Below are 17,571 nucleotides of genomic sequence, written 5' to 3'. Positions count from 1 at the left end.
TCCAACGCATTTTTCGTTCAACGTAACAAGCAGAACCGCTCCAGACCCGCACGGAATGGTTCGGTAGTTGACGCTAAGTCCGTTCCCTTTAACAACTGGTTTCGCTAGTGCGTTTTTGTCGAGAAAATGTGCACACGGTTCGGTTCAATTAAGCCGTGTTTGCATCAAATACTGCTGGCCTTTTTTTCTAGGGCATAGAAGAGCGCTAGGTCGGCTCAGCCAATGCGGTCCATGAGCGCGAAGTAACTCATCGCCAGAAACAGAATCGGCCCGCGAAGCGCCGTTCCACCGGGAAAGGTCGGGCAGGGCAGGCGGGCCATCACATCAAGCAGGGCCGGATCGTGGGTCAGAGCGTCGGCAATGATCTTGCCCGCGAAGGGCGCGTTGATGACGCCTTGCCCGGAGAAACCAGCGGCAACCGTCACACGCGGCGCGAGACGGCGGATCAGTGGCAGCCGGTTCTGGGTGATGGCCAAGGTGCCGCCCCAGGCATGGTCGATCTCCACATCCTTCAACGCTGGATACATTTCCGCCAGATGCGGGCGCACAAAGGCCTCGATGTCTTTCGGGAAAGCATGGGAGAACTTTTCACCGCCGCCAAACAACAATCGGCCGTCCGGCGTGGGTCGCCAATAACGCACGACGAACCGCGTGTCGGACGCCGCATCGCCATCGGGCAAGATGCCGCCCTCTTGCCCGGCTCCAATCGGTTTGGTGGCAACGATGAAATTGGTGATCGGCAGGACCCGCGCATCGGTGTCCTTGTTGAGACCGCGCATATAGCCATTGCCGGTCAGCACCACCTGCTGAGCGCGCACGATCCCGCGCGCCGTCTTGACTTCGACGCGTAAGTCATTGGCGTCGATTCCAGAAACCTGCGTCCCATCATGAATGACGGCGCCATGGGCTTCAGCGGCGTCGGCAAGTGCCGTCACGAAGGTCAGCGGGTGGATATGACCACCATCCTTGTCGCGTACACCACCGACATGGCCGTCGGTTCCGAGCGCGGTCTCGGTTTCTGACTGGCTCAAAAAATCAGGTGGCGCGACGCCGAATCGCTCTTGCGCATAGGCGGCCGCCTCGACTTCCTCCTCCAAATCGCGGGTCTTGCGGCACGCGGTGATGAGACCGTGCGTGCGATCGCAAGGGATTTGATGCTCTTTGATCAGAGCGTCGATATGGGACAGCGCGGCATACCCAGCGTCGCGTATTTTGACGGCGAAGGACTCGCCGATGGTTTCGGTGAACCATTGCAGGTCCTGCCGGAAACCGGGGTGAAGCTGCCCACCATTGCGGCCTGATGCGCCCCAGCCCACGCGCTCTGCGTCAAGCAAGATGACCCGTTGGCCGGCCTTCGACAGATGGTAGGCTGCCGAAACACCGGCAAACCCAGCGCCGACAATGCAGACGTCACAGGCGGCATCCCCGGCAAGTGGATCGCGGAGCCTGTCGAGCCCTTCTGGAAGGCTTGCAGCGTACCAGCTTGATGTGTGCCCCGACACTAGACGCTACCAAAGACCGCGACGCTTTAATTCCGCGCCGGTCTCATCAAGGACCGTGCGCACGGTCGCGCCCATCCAATCCAGCTCATCAGGCGTGATCACCAGCGGTGGCGAGAGGATCAAACTGTCGCGCACTGCCCTCATGACCAGGCCATGCTGAAAACTGATATCGCGGCAGATCGTGCCGACATCGCCGTAATTGGCAAATCGGTCGCGCGCCGGTTTGTTGGGGACCAACTCAATGGCGCCGAGCAGGCCTTTAGTGCGTGCCTCGCCAACCAGCGGGTGATCGGACAGGCCAGAAAACACCTCGGCAAACTTCGGCGCCGCCAAATCACGCACGTGATCAACGACAGCTTCATCCTGCATGATTTTCAGGTTAGCGATCGCTGCTGCCGCGCAGGCCGGATGACCGGAATAGGTGTAGCCGTGGAAAAACTCACCGCCTTCGTGCTGGAGCATGTCCGCAATCCGGTCATGCACCAGAACCCCGCCCATCGGTAGGTAGCCGGACGTCATGCCCTTGGCGACGGCGATGAGGTCAGGTTCCAAACCATAGACCGTCGATCCAAACCATTCGCCCAGCCGTCCAAAACCTGAGATGACCTCGTCAGCTACAAACAGAATGTCGCGTTCGGCCAAGATGCGCTTTATCTCCGGCCAATAGCTGTCGGGTGGAATGATGACCCCACCCGCGCCCTGAATCGGCTCAGCCATGTAGGCGGCGATCTTATCTTCGCCAATCTCCTCGATCGCTGCTTCCAGCTTGCGCGCAGCAGCAAGGCCGAAGTCTTCCGGCAACATGTCGCCGCCCTCGTCAAACCAGTAGGGCTGATCGATATGATGAATGCCGGGGATCGGTAAATCGCCCTGCGCGTGCATCGCCTTCATGCCGCCAAGGCTCGTGCCCGCGACCGTCGAGCCGTGATAGGCATTCCAGCGCGTGATGACAGTCTTTTTCTCAGGCTTGCCCTTCAAGTCCCAGTAGTAGCGTACCAGCCGCAAGACTGTGTCGTTCGCCTCCGATCCGGAGGAGACGTAGAACATCTGGTTGTAGGGTTCCGGTGCAAGTTTTGCGATCATCTCGGACAGTTCGATGACCGGCGGATGCGTCGTCTTGAAGAAGGTATTGTAGTAGGAAAGCTCGCGCATTTGCGCTGCGACGGCGTCGGCGATTTCAGAGCGCCCATGGCCAATCTGCACGTTCCAGAGGCCGGCCATACCGTCCATGATGCGGTTGCCGTCGCTATCGGTCAGCCACACCCCTTCGCCTTTGACGATGACGCGCGAGCCCTCCTTGCGCAGTGCACCATGGTCGGTGAATGGATGCAGATGGTGGCTCGCATCCAGCGCTTGCAGCGCATCGGTCGGGTATTGGTTGGAAAGCTCGGTCATTACACGCTCAACAAAAGATGCTCGCGCTCCCAAGGCGAGATGACGCGCATAAAGGTCTCATACTCGCCCTCCTTGATCGCCTTGTAGGTGTAGATGAAGGTGCGGCCGATCAGGTCCACCAGCTCTTCTTCCTCGGTAAGGCGTTCCAAGGCCTCGTTCAGCGAACGCGGCAGGCCGTAGGGCAAATCATGGCCTTCCTCTGCAATCGGATCATCGGGCGAAAGGCCTTTCACCATGCCCAAATAGCCGCAAGCCAGTGAGGCAGCGATGGCCAGATACGGGTTGCAGTCCGATCCTGGCGCGCGGTTTTCAAGTCGGCGGCCGGCGGGCGAGGAACTGGGCACGCGAAGACCAACCGTGCGGTTGTCATAACCCCAATGCAGATTGATCGGCGGTGAGCCGAGCGCGCCACGGGCCAAGCGGCGATAGCTGTTCACATAAGGCGCCAAAATCGCCATCACATGCGGCAGGTAGGCTTGCTGACCGGCGATAAACCCACCAAACAAATCGGTGGTCTTGCCGTCGACGTCGGAGAAGACGTTGAGGCCGGTTTCCTTGTCGACCACCGATTGGTGAATATGCATCGCTGAGCCAGGCTCGCTCGACATCGGTTTGGCCATAAAGGTGGCGTACATGTCATGGCGCAATGCCGCCTCACGGATGGTGCGTTTGAACAGAAAAACCTGGTCGGCCAGCGTCACCGGGTCGCCATGGCGCAGATTGATCTCCATCTGCGCCTTGCCTTCCTCGTGGATCAGCGTGTCGATCTCAAGGTCCTGCTTTTCGGAAAACTCGTAGATATCGTCGATGAAATCGTCGAACTCGTTGAGCGCTGAGATGGAATAGCTCTGACGGCCGGTTTCCGGACGGCCGGACCGGCCAATGGGCGGCTCCAAAGGATAGTCTGGATCGACATTGGGTTTGACCAGGTAGAACTCCACCTCCGGCGCAACAATGGGTGACCAGCCCTTGTCGGCGTACAATTGGACGATGCGTTTAAGCACCTGGCGCGGCGCGCTGGAAAAGGGTTCGCCACTGCGCTCATGGGTATCGTGGATCAACTGCGCGGTTGGATCGCTCTCCCACGGCACGACGCTGAGCGTGGAATAGTCCGGCCGAAACACCAAATCGCCATCGCGCGGGTCATAGCGAAAATACTGGTTTTCTTCCGGGTAGTCGCCGGCGATCGTCTGGCGGAACAAGGCCGAGGGCATGGTCATCGCAGCGGAGGAAAAGAACTTCGCCACTGGCATCATTTTGCCACGGGCGACGCCGGACTGGTCCGGCACGATGCACTCAATGTCCTCAATGCTGCGCTCTTGAAGCCAGGCCAAAGCCTCTGCGGCATCGCGCACACCCCTTTCGGCCCGGATTGGAGCGTCTTCGGGAAGCGGAAGCGGGGTGGCGTGCTGATGTTGAGGTTCGTGCATGGTCGATCCATTCTTTCCTATCAAAGGGATAGTCCTGTTCTGCCAATGCCTCAAGCGATCTTACCGGCTCTCGACAGTCTCGCCCAAAACCCGCACAACTGCGCGGCTTTCTTCTGTTGCGTGATCGCGTTGCTCAACTCATGACCCAGTCCATCGAAGTCTTTTTGTGTGATCCCAATGCCGTGTTGCGCGGCAAGTGGCTGCCGGGTTCCGCCTTGTCCAAGCTGGATAAAGGTGTGGCGTTCCCCTTCTCCTTGCTTGGCTGTGATGTTTGGGGCCGGGAGGTTCACGAGACTGGCTTGCATATCGATTCCGGAGATAAGGACGCGCTCTGCATGCCGGTTGACGGCCGCACAGTCGAGGTTCCTTGGGCCGATCAGCCGACGCAGCAAGCCATGCTGACCATGAATCATGCGGATGGCACGCCTTTCATGGGCGACCCGCGCCATGTGCTCGCCGCGCAAGTGGAAAAACTGAAAGCGCGCGGCCTGACAGCCAATGTTGCCATCGAGCTGGAGTTCTACGTCTATGAGCGCAGCGCCGACTCCGGTCGCCCGCGCCCTGCTGGTTCGCTGACGCCGGGGCCCGATCACCAGGACATGTATGCCCTGCGTGACCTTGATCGCCAGCGCCCGTTGATGGATGCGATCCAGCAGGCTTGCGCCGACCAGAACCTGCCCGTTGATGCGTTCGTGTCCGAAGCCGCGCCAGGCCAATATGAAGTGAACCTAAAACATCGCGACCCGCTTGGCGCCGCCGATGATGCGGTGATGCTGAAGCGCCTGATCACCCAGATTGCACGCAATCAGGGCACGGATGTCACTTTCATGGCCAAGCCCTTCGCCGATCATCCCGGCAACGGCCTGCATGTTCATGTCAGCCTTTCTGACCCAGATGGACCAATTTTCGCGGGCCCAGATATCGGAACGCGCAAGCTTTATCATGCCGTGCAGGGACTGCTCACAACCATGGAAGAGGCGCAGCTAGGGTTCGTGCACACCTACAATGGCTTTCGGCGCATGCAGCCCGGTTCCTATGCGCCGGCGAGCTTGAGTTGGGGTGAGAACAATCGCTCTGTGGCCATCCGTTTGCCCGAAGCCGAGCCGCCGGCCCGTCGCCTTGAACATCGATTGGCCGGTGCTGACGCCAACCCTTACATCGTCACGGCCCTGGTGCTTGCCGGTATGCTCAAGGGCATGGATGATGCCGTCGATCCACCACCGCCGGTGGACGGCAATGCCTATACTGACGTGTCGCTGACCCATCTCTCACCGTTCATGGATGATGCCATCGAGCGCTTTGCAACCAGCGCTTTCGTGACCGAGACACTGGGCGCGGAGTTCTGTCGCATCTTCACAGCTGTGAAGCGCGCCGAGTACGCCACTTTTGCTGCCCATATAACCACGCTTGAGCATCAGATTTTTCTCTAGAAAGGTCGGCATTCATTTTGCGATTGCGCGCGATGAAAAACTGATCAATAGGGCGCATCGCAGCAAAGCATTTGCGCTTGTGACACATTTGGTTCCGCACTAGCTTTGGTCTTAGCGCCACCACGAAAACAGCAAACAAAGCGTGGCGAGACCGAAGGTTCAAATCAGGGAGACGCATTCATCATGCGCCGCAATCCATTCCTATTCACCGCTCTAACGGGCGTCCTTTTAGCCTCTACTGCCGGAATGGCGCAGGCCGAAGAGCTGCGCATTCTCAACTGGTCGGACTACATCGATGAAAGCATCATCGAACAGTTCGAGAACGAGACCGGCATCGACGTCACCTACGACGTTTTCGACTCCAACGAGGTGCTCGAAACGCGTCTGTTGGCCGGTCAAAGCGGCTATGACATCGTCGTGCCAACGGCTGACTTCCTGTCGCGTCAAATCCAAGCGGGTGTGTTCCAGCCTTTGGACAAAGGCGAACTCCCCAACATTGAAAACGTCTGGCCGGCCATTGCCGAACGCCTGGAAGTCTATGACCCGGGCAACACGTTTTCGATCAACTATATGTGGGGGACGACGGGCATTGGTCTCAATGTCGATATGGTGCAGGAGCGCCTCGGCGAAGACTTCGCCTATGACACTTGGGACCTGGTTTTCGATCCGGAGATTGCCGGTCAGTTACAAGACTGCGGCATCTACTGGCTCGATGCACCCACTGAGATGATTCCAGCAGCGCTGAACTATCTCGGTCATGATCCGGATTCCCGCGATCCCGATCAGATCGCCGAAGCTACCGAATTGATGGTCAGCTTGCGCGACACGGTGCAGCGTTTCCACAATTCAGAAAACATCAACGCGCTCGCCAATGGCGATATCTGCGTTGCCATCGGTTGGTCTGGCGACATGCTGATTGCCCGCGACCGCGCCGCCGAAGCCGAAAACGGCGTGAATGTCGACTACACCATTCCGCGCGAAGGTGCGCTTATGTGGTTCGATCAGATGGCCATTCCAGCCGATGCGCCGAACCCCGAGGCGGCTCACCGGTTCCTGAACTTCATCTTGCAGCCCGAGCCCATCGCGGCCGCCACCAACTACGTGTTCTACGCCAATGGCAACCTGGCTAGCCAAGAGTTCGTGCTGGAGGAGATTCTCACCGATCCGGCGATCTATCCAGACGAGTCCACCACGGCGAGCCTTTACACGCTGCCCGCCTATGACCCGCGGACACAGCGCATCGTGACCCGTAGCTGGACGACGGTCAAAACTGGCCAGTAACAGAACTCAGCGCCCCGCCGCCTTCCAAGGCCGGCGGGGTTCTGCATTTGGGGGAGCTGAGCGATGGCCAAAACCATGGGGCCGGTGCGGCGCGAGTTCGCACCATGGGACGATCCGCTCGCAGAGCCTCTGATCCGCTTTGAACGCATCACCAAGCGTTTTGGCGATTTCACCGCCATCGATGACGTTTCGCTCGATATCTATGAGCGCGAGTTTTTCGCGCTGCTTGGCCCATCCGGCTGTGGCAAGACCACCTTGATGCGCATGCTCGCCGGGTTCGAAAATCCGACAGAAGGCCGCATTCTTCTTGACGGCGAGGACATTTCATCGATCCCACCGCACAAGCGGCCGGTGAACATGATGTTCCAGTCCTACGCGCTGTTCCCCCATATGAGCGTCGCCGACAACATCGCCTTTGGCTTGAAGCAGGACGGCCTGCCCAAGGGCGAGATCACGGCGCGCGTCGACGAAATGCTGTCGCTGGTGAAGCTTGAGCCCTTTGCAAAGCGCAAACCGGATCAGCTCTCTGGTGGCCAACGCCAACGTGTGGCGCTCGCCCGTTCGGTGGCCAAACGGCCGAAGGTGTTGCTGCTTGATGAGCCGCTCGGCGCGCTGGACAAAAAACTGCGCGAGGAAACGCAGTTCGAACTGATGGATTTGCAGGAAAAGCTCGGGATGACCTTCCTGATCGTCACCCATGATCAGGAAGAGGCGATGACGGTTGCCGACCGCATTGCTGTCATGAATGACGGCACGTTCGAGCAAATCGCGCCGCCATCGGTCATCTATGAGGAGCCGAAGTCGCGGTACGTCGCGGGCTTCATCGGCGACATCAACATTCTTGAAGGCACTGTCAGCACGAGCTTGGATGGGGCGACCTTCGCAGGCCCTGAAGTCAGCGATCCCATCCCGGTGGAGGGCGACAGTCTTGTTTCCGGACCTGCGGCGTTGGCGATCCGGCCGGAGAAGCTCCGTATCGCGCTCGATGAACCTGCCGGCGAGGAGGGATTGGCCAAAGTCACTGGCCGCGTCTGGGACATCGGCTATCTCGGCGACGTGTCGATCTTTCACGTCCGCCTTTCCGATGAGGTTTGCGAGGGCGAACCCGAAGACCCCTCGGTTCCGATCATGCGCGCCACGATCGCCAACACGACACGATTGGTGGAGCGCCCCATAGCTTGGAACGACCAGGTTTGGCTCTCCTGGGACAAAACCGCAGGCGTGGTTCTCACGCAATGAACCAGACGGCGAGCGAAACAGCAGACAGGGCAGGCCGTAATTGGGGCCGGTTTTTCGTTATCGCCGTTCCCTATCTTTGGCTGCTCATCTTCTTTCTTGCGCCGTTTGCGATCGTGCTTCGCATCTCGTTTTCCGAGGTCGCGATTGCCATGCCGCCCTATTTGCCGGTGTTCGATCTATCGGAGGGACTGGACGCCTTTTGGCAGGATTTACGGTCACTATCCTTTGAGAATTACATCTGGCTCGCCGGCGACCCGCTCTACATCAACGCCTACCGGTCCAGCCTATGGATTGCAGCGGTTTCCACGGTTCTGACGCTGCTGATCGGCTTTCCCATCGCCTACGGCATGGCGCGCGCGCCGCACAATGTCCGCCCCATTCTGTTGATGATGATCATCCTACCGTTCTGGACCAGCTTTCTGATCCGCGTGTACGCCTGGATCGGCATCCTGAAGCCGGAAGGTCTTCTGACCTTAGTCGCGCAAACGCTTGGATTGATTGGTAGCGATGATCAGCTGCGCATCCTGAGCACCAATACGGCCGTCTATATCGGCATCGTTTATTCCTACCTGCCGTTCATGGTTTTGCCGCTCTATGCCGCGTTGGAGCGCATGGACGGATCACTCCTGGAGGCCGCGCAGGACCTTGGATGTCCGCCGCTGAAAACATTCTGGGTGATCACCGTCCCGTTGGCCATTCCCGGCATCATCGCAGGCTGCTTCCTGGTCTTCATCCCGGCGGTCGGTGAGTTCGTGATCCCCGATCTCTTGGGGGGATCCGACACGCTGATGATCGGACGAACGCTATGGGCGGAATTCTTCTCCAACCGCGATTGGCCGGTTTCCTCGGCAGTCGCGGTCATCCTGCTCCTGGTACTGATCATTCCCATCGTCGCCTTCCAGCATTTCCAGCAAAAGCAGCAGGAGCGCATGTCGTGAGGGTGTGGCGATGACGAACTCCTCTGGCGGCTACACACCACCCGCCGATCTGCCGACCTTTGGACGCGGCCTGTCGTTTCTGGACGCGCCGATGGGCAACCGCGATGCAGATTTTGTTGTTGCTGGTGTGCCGATGGATTGGGCGACATCCAATCGTGCTGGAACCCGCGAAGGTCCGAACGCGATACGCGCCGTTTCGCGCCTGCTCTTCGATGGTGGCCACCCGACAATTGGCGCTGATCCAAAAGATCTCGATCTTTCCGACATCGGAAACTTTGATGTGCGGATCGGCGACATCGCGCAAAGCCACCAGATGATTGAAAACCAAGCGTCGGGTCTGAACCATTTGTGTACCTTGGGCGGCGACCATTCCATTGCGCTGCCGCTGCTGCGCGCCGCCTCAAAGAAACACGGTCCGCTTGGCATGGTGCAGTTCGATGCACACACCGACACCTGGGAAGAGAATTTCGGCCAGGAACTGGCCCATGGCACGCCGTTCTTTCACGCCATCAACGAAGGTCTGATCGATCCAAAACGGATCATCCAGATCGGCATTCGCGCCCCAATGGAAGCCGATCTTCTGCGAGCCACACGCGATACGGGGATGACCATCCTGTCCGCTGAAGACGTCCATGAGATGGGGCCAGCCAAGACTGCCGATACGATCTTCGATGTCGTCGGCGATAGTCCGACCTATCTAACGTTCGATGTCGATGCGCTCGACCCAGCCTTTGCGCCGGGCACGGGCACGCCGGAGATGGGGGGGCTCCATAGCTGGCAGGCGCGGGCGATCCTGCGCCGGCTCATGCCGGTCCAGTTCATCGGCATGGATGTGGTCGAGGTCTCGCCGCCCTTCGACCATGCAGAGATCACCGCGCTCGCCGCCGCCACCGTCGTTTGGGATTATCTATCCCTTCAGGCTGCCAAGCGAGCGGGAGGTGCCGCATGAACCGAAATATGTCCTGGTTCAACGTGACCTCGCTTACGGTCGGCTTTGCCTTCCTTTATCTGCCGATCCTGATCCTGATCATCTATTCCTTCAACGAGTCGCGCCTCGTCACCGTTTGGGGTGGATTTTCCACCCGATGGTACGGCGAGCTGTTTCAGAACGAAGGCTTGATGGACGCAGCCTGGGTGACGGCCCGCGTGGCGTTCGTTTCGGCGACCATCGCCACGGTCTTTGGAACCATGGCGGCTATCGTTCTCGTGCGCTTGGGCAGGTTCAAGGGCCGCACGCTCTTCAACGGCATGATCTACGCGCCGCTGGTGATGCCCGAAGTCATCACCGGTCTGTCGCTCCTGTTGTTGTTCGTCGCGATGGGCTTTGCACGGGGTTTCTGGACTGTCGTCATCGCCCACATCACCTTTTCTATGTGCTACGTTGCGGTGGTCGTGCAGTCGCGGCTGATCACGTTCGATGAAAGCCTGGAAGAAGCGGCCCAGGACCTTGGGTGTCCGCCAGGCAAAAGCTTCTTCCTCATCACCTTGCCGGTGATCCTGCCGGCGGTTTTGGCGGGCTGGATGCTGGCCTTTACACTCTCGCTCGATGATTTGGTGATCGCGAGTTTTGCTACTGGTCCAGGGGCAACGACGCTGCCGATCAAGATCTACTCGCAGATCCGGCTGGGCGTGACGCCGGAGATCAACGCGATCTGTACGATCTTGATCGCCCTTGTCGCGTTAGGCGTCATCTCTGCGTCGCTGGCGTCCAAGCACCGAATGATACGATCGCGGCAGACTGCAAATTAGCGGTCGAGCGCCCGCAGGTCCGGCAGGATCAGCGGCGCCGTCCAGGTGCCCCGTACGTCGAAAGGCACCACGATCGTCTCGTCATTACCGGCAATTGCTGTGGCCCCTGACAAGTTCAACGTCCGATTGGCGATTTCGCTTTGCCCGCCCATTGTCACGCTGACGCGCTCGGTTGCCATCGCGATATCGCTTGCTTGCAGATAGCCGTCCCGCGCGAAGAGTGTTGCTGACAGCGTTTCCAAAGAGGTCTCACCGCCAAAAGCGAAGGAGGAAAACTCAAAGCTTCCGTCAACAAAGCTGGCACCCAAGGCGTCGATGTCCAACCCATTGACGACGGCGCTTTCCACGCCAATTGCGGCGTCACCGGCCATCGTTTCCAAAAGCTCTGCCAGTGTCTCGCCTTCGCCTGATGCCATGGCTTGCATCGCCAGCGTACCGGTAAGACGTGGCTCGTCTTGAAAGGCCGACAGGAAGGGTCCGAGCTGCAACTCGGCAGCCGAAAGATCGATGCCGGCAGTGAAACTATCGCCATTCCGAGCCAGCGTCAGACTGCCCCGCAAGGCCCCGCCATAGGCAAGGCTCTCACCGATCCCAACCACCATTTGCCCGTCCGACAGAAGCACCGATCCTGCGGTTTCGCCCAAACTGAACTGCGACGTCAGCACTTCGCGGGTCGCAAACCGAACGTCGATGTCCATCGGGCTGGCAAACACATTGGGCACAGGAAGAAAGCGCCAATCGCCAGGTTCCTCGGCGGTGGTTGTCGGCCGGATTGTGTCGAGATAGGCGGAAAGATCGAGCCGGTCGAAATCCAGCGTACCTTGAATGGATGGACGCCCGCGCGCGCCCTCGGCTGTTTCATAGCCGTCCAGATCGAGTGTCAGCACGCCTTCCGCATCATTGCCATCAAGGCTCAGCGATGAATCGGTCAAGTCGATCGCAAGGCCGACCAAGTTCATGTCGGCGTCCAGCCGGAACGCGCCAAAGGTCGAGCCAGCGCCGAAATCCGAACCCAGCCAGCTGGCTGCACGGCGCATTGAGGGCGAGGAGACGGCAAGCGAACCACTCGCCTGCCAGGGCAGGGCGTTTTCGCCGCTCGAACCCGGCGAGACCGTTCCGTCAAACTGCAGGCGAAGGGGGGCGCCTTGGACTGAGAGCACCACGCCGCTGGTCGAGCCTGGTTGCGCCAAGGCCGCCGGTTGGTCGAGTGAGGCTGTCACCTCGATAGCCTCGCCGCGCCAAATCGCCGATCCGCTAATCGCCGCTCGCGTCGAACTGTTCGCCCAGGAGAGCGTCAGGTCGGCGCTGGAAACGGTCTCATCGAGCCCGCGCACCTCATCCACAATCTGAAGCGTCCCATCGGTGATGCGAAAGCGCCCAAGTTGAAGCCCGGCGCCGGCAACGCGGTTGGGTTCAAGCGCTGTCACCAGATCACTGCCTTCCAGTCCCCAATTGGATTGGCCATCGGACGTGCGCAGAAATCGGATTGTTGGGCGTGTCATTTCGAACGACGCCAGCTCAACACGGCCAAAAAGCAGGGAAAAGGGGCGGACCGCACCGCGCAACGTCTCGGTGACGATGAGCGCGTTCTCTGCGCCCGGCAGATCGCCGGCGATGACCACATCGGAGAGCTCGACAGACAGGTTCGGAAAGACTTGAAGCGCCTGGTCTCCGCGCAGCGTGACCGCCCGTCCAGTCAACTCAGAGATTTGGCTTGCGACCTGCTCGCGCACCATTTGCGACGACATCAGATAGGGCAGCGAAAATACCAAAGCGCCAAGGCCGATCGCCAGGATGGCAATACCGATAAGGAGGCGGCGGATCATGGCGGCTGCTTTCTGAGCAAAACGCGGCGAGACTGCGGCATGAGATGGTGTGCGAAGGGATCCCATCGAATGGACCGCACAAGCGCAATGCCATGACGTTGGCGGAAAACCAAGGGCGCGGACAAGGCGAGCCGCAGATGATCACAATCAATGCTGAAAACCGGCTCGCCTTTACCCTGCGCCGAAATGTTGCGTCTCTTCGGCAACATTTCCCTTGCACGGTGGGAACCGTGCGGTAAGTCTCACTCTCGGTTCGGCAAAACATAGCCAGACCTGGCATTGCATCTGGATGGATGGTTTGGCGTCTTCCGCGCACACCGACGACTTTGAGGACCCGCACAGCGTTCTGTGCCGTCGCAAGCTCGCACGCCTGCTGGGCGAGAACCCGCGCCTGGCGCTGATCGTCACGCTTGCCACCAGCCTGCTCGCGCTTCCGCTGGCGGTGATCGTGTTTTCGTTTTTGCAGCCGGCTGCCGGGTCAACCCTCGGCGATCTGGCCGACACCGTCCTACCGCGCTACATCGCCAACTCCGCAATGCTTGGGCTCACAGTCGCTGTCGGCGTTTCGGTTATCGGCACGGGCACGGCCTGGCTTGTGACCGCCTGCCAGTTTCCTGGGAGGCGAGCCTTCGAATGGCTGCTGATCTTGCCGCTCGCGGTGCCGGCCTATGTGATGGCGTACGCTTACACCGATTTCCTGTCGCATCCGGGGCCTGTGCAGTCGCTCCTGCGTGAACTGACCGGCTGGGGGCCGCGCGACTATTGGTTCCCGCGTATCCGCTCGCTGGAAGGCGCGGCGGTCATGTTCACCTTCGTTCTCTACCCTTATGTGTACCTTTTGGCGCGCACGGCCTTTCTTACCCAGTCAGTGTCCGCATTCGAAGCGGCCCGCGTGCTGGGCCGGCCCCCTTGGCAAGCGTTTGTGAAAGTCGCTTTGCCCATGGCGCGCCCGGCAATCGTGATCGGGACGGCGCTGGCATTGATGGAAACGCTGGCCGACTACGGCACCGTTGCCCATTTCGCGGTGCCGACCTTTACCACCGGCATCTACCAATCCTGGTTTTCCATCGGAGATCGGGTGGCTGCGGCACAGCTTGCGGGCGCGCTGCTGATGTTTGTTTTCGCGCTCATCTGGATCGAGCGCATGCAGCGCGGTAAGGCGCGCTACCAGACCAGCCGTGCCACGCTTCCCATTCAACGGTTTCGCCTGCGCGGATGGGCGGGTTTCGGCGCATTGGTGTTCTGTGCCTTGCCATTTACCATCGGGTTTCTTCTGCCCGTCGTGCTGCTGCTCGATCTGGCGATTGAGGGAGGCCACTCGCTGTTTGGGCCGCGCTACGCCAGCTTCATCAAAAACTCGTTTTTGCTGGCAAGCCTTGCGGCGCTCTTCACCGTCATCATCGCGATCGCCCTGCCAACCGTCCAGCGGATGACCAAGGCACCGGTTCTTTCGCTAGCTTTGCGGTTTGCCGCGCTTGGTTATGCCATACCTGGCTCGATCATCGCCGTCGGCATCCTCATTCCAATGGCAGGCTTCGACAATTGGCTCGACGGTTTGATGCGTGAGCGCTTCGGCATCTCCACTGGCCTACTGCTCACAGGCACGATCCTCGGTCTGCTTTTCGCTTACACCGTGCGCTTTCTGGCGGTGGCGCTTGCGCCGGTGGAAAGCGCCTTTGAACGCATCACGCCGCATATGGACGATGCGGCCCGCGTACTTGGCGCGCGCAAGACGCGGGTGTTCACAAGCGTCCATGCGCCGCTGCTGAAGGGCGGGATCCTGACAGGTGCTCTGATTGTTTTTGTTGATGTGATGAAGGAATTGCCGGCGACCTTGATCTTACGCCCCTTTAATTTCGAGACGCTAGCGACACAGGCTTTTCGTCTGGCATCCGACGAACGCTTGGCCGAAGCCGCAACGCCGTCACTTGTCATTGTAGCGGTCGGCCTTATCCCGGTGTTTCTCATCAGCCGCCAGATTAGGCGACTGAGAGAAGATGCCAAAGTGCTTGATCAACTGCCCAAATAGGGCAGGTCGATCTAGCGCAACGATAGCCGGACGATTTCAACGCAGATGATGATCGTCGCGAGATAGCCCGCGGTAAACAGGATCGGCCGGATCGGCATCCTGGCCCACCCCATGATCATGCCCAGCGCGTGGCCAACGCGCATGAGCACGAAGGCGACCGCCGCAACTTGAATTGCCAGGCTCGATACCCCCAGCAAATGGGCCATCAGGATGGCGCCGGCAAACGGCACATATTGCTCGACCAGATTGAGATGGGCCCGATTGGCCCGCTGAACCCAGTCGGGAAACTGGGTGAGGTCCGGCGGGCGGGCAAAAGGGTCAGCCCCGGCGATGGGGTAGGTGTTGACGCCAATAATGTAGGGGATCCAGAGGCTCGCAACCAAAACCGTTGCCAGGAGCAGCATCGAAAATTCCAGGCTCATTGGGCCGCTCCGGCTTGGTCGGAGTATTTCACGGCTTTGCCCGTTTCCATCCAGGTTTTGAGACCGGCGAGCGTGCGATTCCAACCATCGGCAACGCCTTCTTGCCCTACCGGAATGTTGTAATGCTCCAGTGTTAGCTTGCAGAACTCAGCCTGCGGTTCGATCAGGTAGACGAAGCGTGAGGGCTCAAGGTCTACATCCGGGCCAGCCCAATGCGGCTCGAAGGTACTCTCAATGCGCGTTTTCGGGTCCAGATGGGTCTCGGAGCAGATCAGCATCAGCCCATTGTCGGGCGTGCGATAGATCAGTTGATTGTCGTCCCGCTCGCAGGATCCTGCCAGGAAGTTGTACTGCTGGTTGGCGTCGGCGTCGGTCAAGGCGTCCCACAGCGCGTCCTGCGTTGTGTGAATGAACGTGCTCATGACGAAATCGGGTTTGGGATCGGACATGGCGGTGTCCCTTTCAAGTTGCGCCTTAAGGTCCAACAGCCCTCGGGCGGCAGGCTTCACAAGAAGCGGTTCCATCCATCGGTCGATGGCCTCTTGGAGCGGAACCACGTTGAGATAGTGGTGCTTGAAACGTCCCGACTTGCGGGTCACCACCAGCGACGCATCCTCCAAAACCTTCAAATGCTTCATGATCCCAAAGCGGGTCATGGTCACATGCCTCGCCATGGCTTCTTCCAGCGCGCCGAGCGTTTGCCCGTCGTTTTGGCGAAGTTCATCAAGAAGCTGACGACGAGTTTCGTCGCCAAGAGCTTTGAAGATCGCGTCCACATCCGCCATTATGTGCCTAAATAGTCACGTGTCAATAAGGTCACCTATAAAAGGTGACGAATCGGGCACATATTAGGAGTTGGTGCCTGTATCGGCTATGCGGCGCGTGAGTGCGTATCGCCATTGTCCCAAACAAAAACGGCCAGCACCTAGGTGCTGGCCGTTCCTGCTGGTGGGGTTCCCGCGCAGACAATCGGGGGGGATTCGGGGGTCCCGGGGGGATTGCCTAACCGATGGGAAGAGAAGTGTTCCGCCGAACTGAAATCGCCCGGACAAGCGCTTCAGAGGGCGACCCCACCCGCATTGGTGCGGCTTAAGGGTAGCCCACGCGATTGTAGATCTCTTGCGCAAGGGCTTGGTTCTCGCCAAGCGCAGTCAGGTTCAGCGTGTCCTGGCGGAACAAGCCAAGCTCGGCGACCGACGGCGACAGAGCGATGCCCATGACGGCGGGATATTCGTCATTGCCAGCCGAGAAGTATTCCTGCGCCTGATCGCTCGCCAGATACTCCAAGAACAACGCGGCGTTGTCGGGGTTCGGAGCGTTGGCGGCGATACCCGCGCCGGAAATGTTGACATGCGTGCCAATGGTTTCCTGGTTCGGGAAGACCCAGCCGATATTCTCCTGGTCTTCCGCCGACAGGCCGCTGACGTCGGTGCGGATCGCGCGGGCAAAATAGTAGGTGTTGCCGACAACGATGTCGCATTCGCCTGAGACCAGGGCGCGCAGCTGATCGGTGTCACCACCTTCCGGCTGGCGGGCGAAGTTGCTGTAAAAACCTTCCGCCCACTCTTCGGCAGCGTCTTCGCCGATATGGTCGATCAAGGCTGCGAGCAGCGACAGCATGTAGATGTTGCCGGAGGAACGGGCGCAAACCATGCCTTCATACTGCGGGTCGGCCAAATCCTGATACGTCAATGGCGGGTTTTCGACGCGATCCTTGGCATAGAAGATGACACGGGCGCGCTGCGAAAATCCATACCAGTGGCCGTCAGGGTGGCGCAGGTAGGAGGGAACGCGCATGTCGAGCGTGCCCGATTCATAAGGCTGGAAAAGCCCCAACTGGTCAGCGCGATAGAGGCGTCCAGCATCGACTGTCATCAGAATATCGGCTGGGCTGTTGGCCCCTTCACTGACCATCCGCTGAATAAGTTCATCGGCACTTGCTTCGATGCGGTTGATGGTGACCCCGGTTGCTTCTTCGAAATCGGAATAGAGCCGCTCATCGGTGTCATAGTGCCGTGATGAGTAGAGGTTCAGTTCGCCATCGGCCAAAGCTGGCGCGGCGAGGCCGACAATGCCAAGCGCGACGATGCCTGTGTAGGCAGCGCTGCGAAGCGAAGATGTAAGCATGGGGGAGTCTCCGGTTCGGGGCCGGACAGCGTACCAGCCGCCAGCCTGTGTCAAGGAATTTGGACGGTGGTGATCGTCCACGGCCGAACGCTAAGCGCAGGAAAAGTTGCGGGTCAATATAAACTTCAAAAAAATCGCAAGAAATTGCGACTTTGTCGCATCTAGTTTGAAACGGCTCTAAACTTTGCCCGCAAAATCACGCT

14 protein-coding genes are annotated in these 17,571 nt (G+C 59.4%); 7 read left to right on the top strand and 7 right to left on the bottom strand.

Annotation, left to right across the window (positions count from 1 at the left end):
• Positions 1-215: 215 nt before the first annotated feature.
• From JJ917_17195 to JJ917_17185, 3 genes are read right to left on the bottom strand one after another with little or no spacing between them, the layout of a single operon-like run.
• Complete coding sequence (locus tag JJ917_17195; protein MBO6700567.1) at positions 216-1,502, bottom strand: FAD-binding oxidoreductase; 1,287 nt, start codon at positions 1,500-1,502, stop codon at positions 216-218.
• Between the two features lie 6 nt (positions 1,503-1,508).
• Positions 1,509-2,897 carry an aspartate aminotransferase family protein gene (locus JJ917_17190; GenBank protein ID MBO6700566.1) on the bottom strand — a complete coding sequence of 463 codons (1,389 nt, stop codon included), beginning with the start codon at positions 2,895-2,897 and terminating at the stop codon, positions 1,509-1,511.
• Positions 2,897-4,327: a glutamine synthetase gene (locus tag JJ917_17185; protein MBO6700565.1), complete on the bottom strand. Its 1,431-nt coding sequence runs from the start codon at positions 4,325-4,327 to the stop codon at positions 2,897-2,899. The genes JJ917_17190 and JJ917_17185 overlap by 1 nt, the downstream gene beginning before the upstream one ends.
• 140 nt (positions 4,328-4,467) lie before the next feature.
• Here JJ917_17185 and JJ917_17180 point away from each other — a divergent pair, with 140 nt between their 5' ends.
• The 6 genes from JJ917_17180 (at position 4,468) to JJ917_17155 (ending at position 10,964) form a co-directional block, all read left to right on the top strand.
• The gene (locus JJ917_17180; GenBank protein ID MBO6700564.1) at positions 4,468-5,757 is read left to right on the top strand and encodes a glutamine synthetase; all 1,290 of its coding nucleotides are present in this window, start codon (positions 4,468-4,470) and stop codon (positions 5,755-5,757) included.
• Between the two features lie 183 nt (positions 5,758-5,940).
• Entirely contained in the window at positions 5,941-7,038 is a 1,098-nt protein-coding gene (locus JJ917_17175; GenBank protein MBO6700563.1) for a polyamine ABC transporter substrate-binding protein, read from the top strand.
• A gap of 63 nt (positions 7,039-7,101) precedes the next feature.
• Complete coding sequence (locus JJ917_17170; GenBank protein MBO6700562.1) at positions 7,102-8,277, top strand: ABC transporter ATP-binding protein; 1,176 nt, start codon at positions 7,102-7,104, stop codon at positions 8,275-8,277.
• Positions 8,274-9,215 (top strand): ABC transporter permease subunit, encoded by a 942-nt coding sequence (locus JJ917_17165; GenBank protein MBO6700561.1) that lies wholly within the window; start codon positions 8,274-8,276, stop codon positions 9,213-9,215. Before JJ917_17170 ends, JJ917_17165 begins: the two co-directional genes overlap by 4 nt.
• A 10-nt stretch (positions 9,216-9,225) precedes the next feature.
• On the top strand, positions 9,226-10,164 hold the full coding sequence (speB, locus tag JJ917_17160) for an agmatinase (GenBank protein MBO6700560.1): 939 nt from the start codon (positions 9,226-9,228) through the stop codon (positions 10,162-10,164).
• Positions 10,161-10,964 carry an ABC transporter permease subunit gene (locus tag JJ917_17155; protein MBO6700559.1) on the top strand — a complete coding sequence of 268 codons (804 nt, stop codon included), beginning with the start codon at positions 10,161-10,163 and terminating at the stop codon, positions 10,962-10,964. Before speB ends, JJ917_17155 begins: the two co-directional genes overlap by 4 nt.
• Here the strand turns inward: JJ917_17155 and JJ917_17150 are convergent.
• The gene (locus JJ917_17150) at positions 10,961-12,790 is read right to left on the bottom strand and encodes an AsmA family protein (protein MBO6700558.1); all 1,830 of its coding nucleotides are present in this window, start codon (positions 12,788-12,790) and stop codon (positions 10,961-10,963) included. The two genes, JJ917_17155 and JJ917_17150, sit on opposite strands and share 4 nt — an antisense overlap.
• 289 nt (positions 12,791-13,079) lie before the next feature.
• Here JJ917_17150 and JJ917_17145 point away from each other — a divergent pair, with 289 nt between their 5' ends.
• The gene (locus tag JJ917_17145; GenBank protein ID MBO6700557.1) at positions 13,080-14,819 is read left to right on the top strand and encodes an iron ABC transporter permease; all 1,740 of its coding nucleotides are present in this window, start codon (positions 13,080-13,082) and stop codon (positions 14,817-14,819) included.
• Between the two features lie 11 nt (positions 14,820-14,830).
• Here JJ917_17145 and JJ917_17140 read toward each other — a convergent pair whose 3' ends face one another.
• From JJ917_17140 to JJ917_17130, 3 genes are all read right to left on the bottom strand, one after another.
• Positions 14,831-15,241: an MAPEG family protein gene (locus tag JJ917_17140; GenBank protein ID MBO6700556.1), complete on the bottom strand. Its 411-nt coding sequence runs from the start codon at positions 15,239-15,241 to the stop codon at positions 14,831-14,833.
• Positions 15,238-16,026, bottom strand: a complete 789-nt coding sequence (locus JJ917_17135) for a helix-turn-helix domain-containing protein (protein ID MBO6700555.1) — start codon at positions 16,024-16,026, stop codon at positions 15,238-15,240. The genes JJ917_17140 and JJ917_17135 overlap by 4 nt, the downstream gene beginning before the upstream one ends.
• Positions 16,027-16,330: 304 nt before the next feature.
• Positions 16,331-17,368 (bottom strand): extracellular solute-binding protein, encoded by a 1,038-nt coding sequence (locus JJ917_17130; GenBank protein MBO6700554.1) that lies wholly within the window; start codon positions 17,366-17,368, stop codon positions 16,331-16,333.
• Between the last annotated feature and the right edge of the window lie 203 nt (positions 17,369-17,571).

The sequence above is a fragment of the Hyphomicrobiales bacterium genome (genome assembly GCA_017642935.1).
GTDB lineage: Bacteria > Pseudomonadota > Alphaproteobacteria > Rhizobiales > MH13 > MH13.
This window is presented reverse-complemented; position numbering and strand designations above follow the sequence as displayed.

Excerpts from the sequence above, each read along its gene's own strand:
- JJ917_17190 (MBO6700566.1), bottom strand. The coding sequence starts at position 2,897 with ATGACCGAGCTTTCCAACCAATACCCGACCGATGCGCTGCAAGCGCTG.
- JJ917_17185 (MBO6700565.1), bottom strand. The coding sequence starts at position 4,327 with ATGCACGAACCTCAACATCAGCACGCCACCCCGCTTCCGCTTCCCGAA.
- JJ917_17180 (MBO6700564.1), top strand. The coding sequence starts at position 4,468 with ATGACCCAGTCCATCGAAGTCTTTTTGTGTGATCCCAATGCCGTGTTG.
- JJ917_17175 (MBO6700563.1), top strand. The coding sequence starts at position 5,941 with ATGCGCCGCAATCCATTCCTATTCACCGCTCTAACGGGCGTCCTTTTA.
- JJ917_17170 (MBO6700562.1), top strand. The coding sequence starts at position 7,102 with ATGGCCAAAACCATGGGGCCGGTGCGGCGCGAGTTCGCACCATGGGAC.
- JJ917_17165 (MBO6700561.1), top strand. The coding sequence starts at position 8,274 with ATGAACCAGACGGCGAGCGAAACAGCAGACAGGGCAGGCCGTAATTGG.
- speB (MBO6700560.1), top strand. The coding sequence starts at position 9,226 with ATGACGAACTCCTCTGGCGGCTACACACCACCCGCCGATCTGCCGACC.
- JJ917_17155 (MBO6700559.1), top strand. The coding sequence starts at position 10,161 with ATGAACCGAAATATGTCCTGGTTCAACGTGACCTCGCTTACGGTCGGC.
- JJ917_17150 (MBO6700558.1), bottom strand. The coding sequence starts at position 12,790 with ATGATCCGCCGCCTCCTTATCGGTATTGCCATCCTGGCGATCGGCCTT.
- JJ917_17145 (MBO6700557.1), top strand. The coding sequence starts at position 13,080 with ATGGATGGTTTGGCGTCTTCCGCGCACACCGACGACTTTGAGGACCCG.
- JJ917_17140 (MBO6700556.1), bottom strand. The coding sequence starts at position 15,241 with ATGAGCCTGGAATTTTCGATGCTGCTCCTGGCAACGGTTTTGGTTGCG.
- JJ917_17135 (MBO6700555.1), bottom strand. The coding sequence starts at position 16,026 with ATGGCGGATGTGGACGCGATCTTCAAAGCTCTTGGCGACGAAACTCGT.
- JJ917_17130 (MBO6700554.1), bottom strand. The coding sequence starts at position 17,368 with ATGCTTACATCTTCGCTTCGCAGCGCTGCCTACACAGGCATCGTCGCG.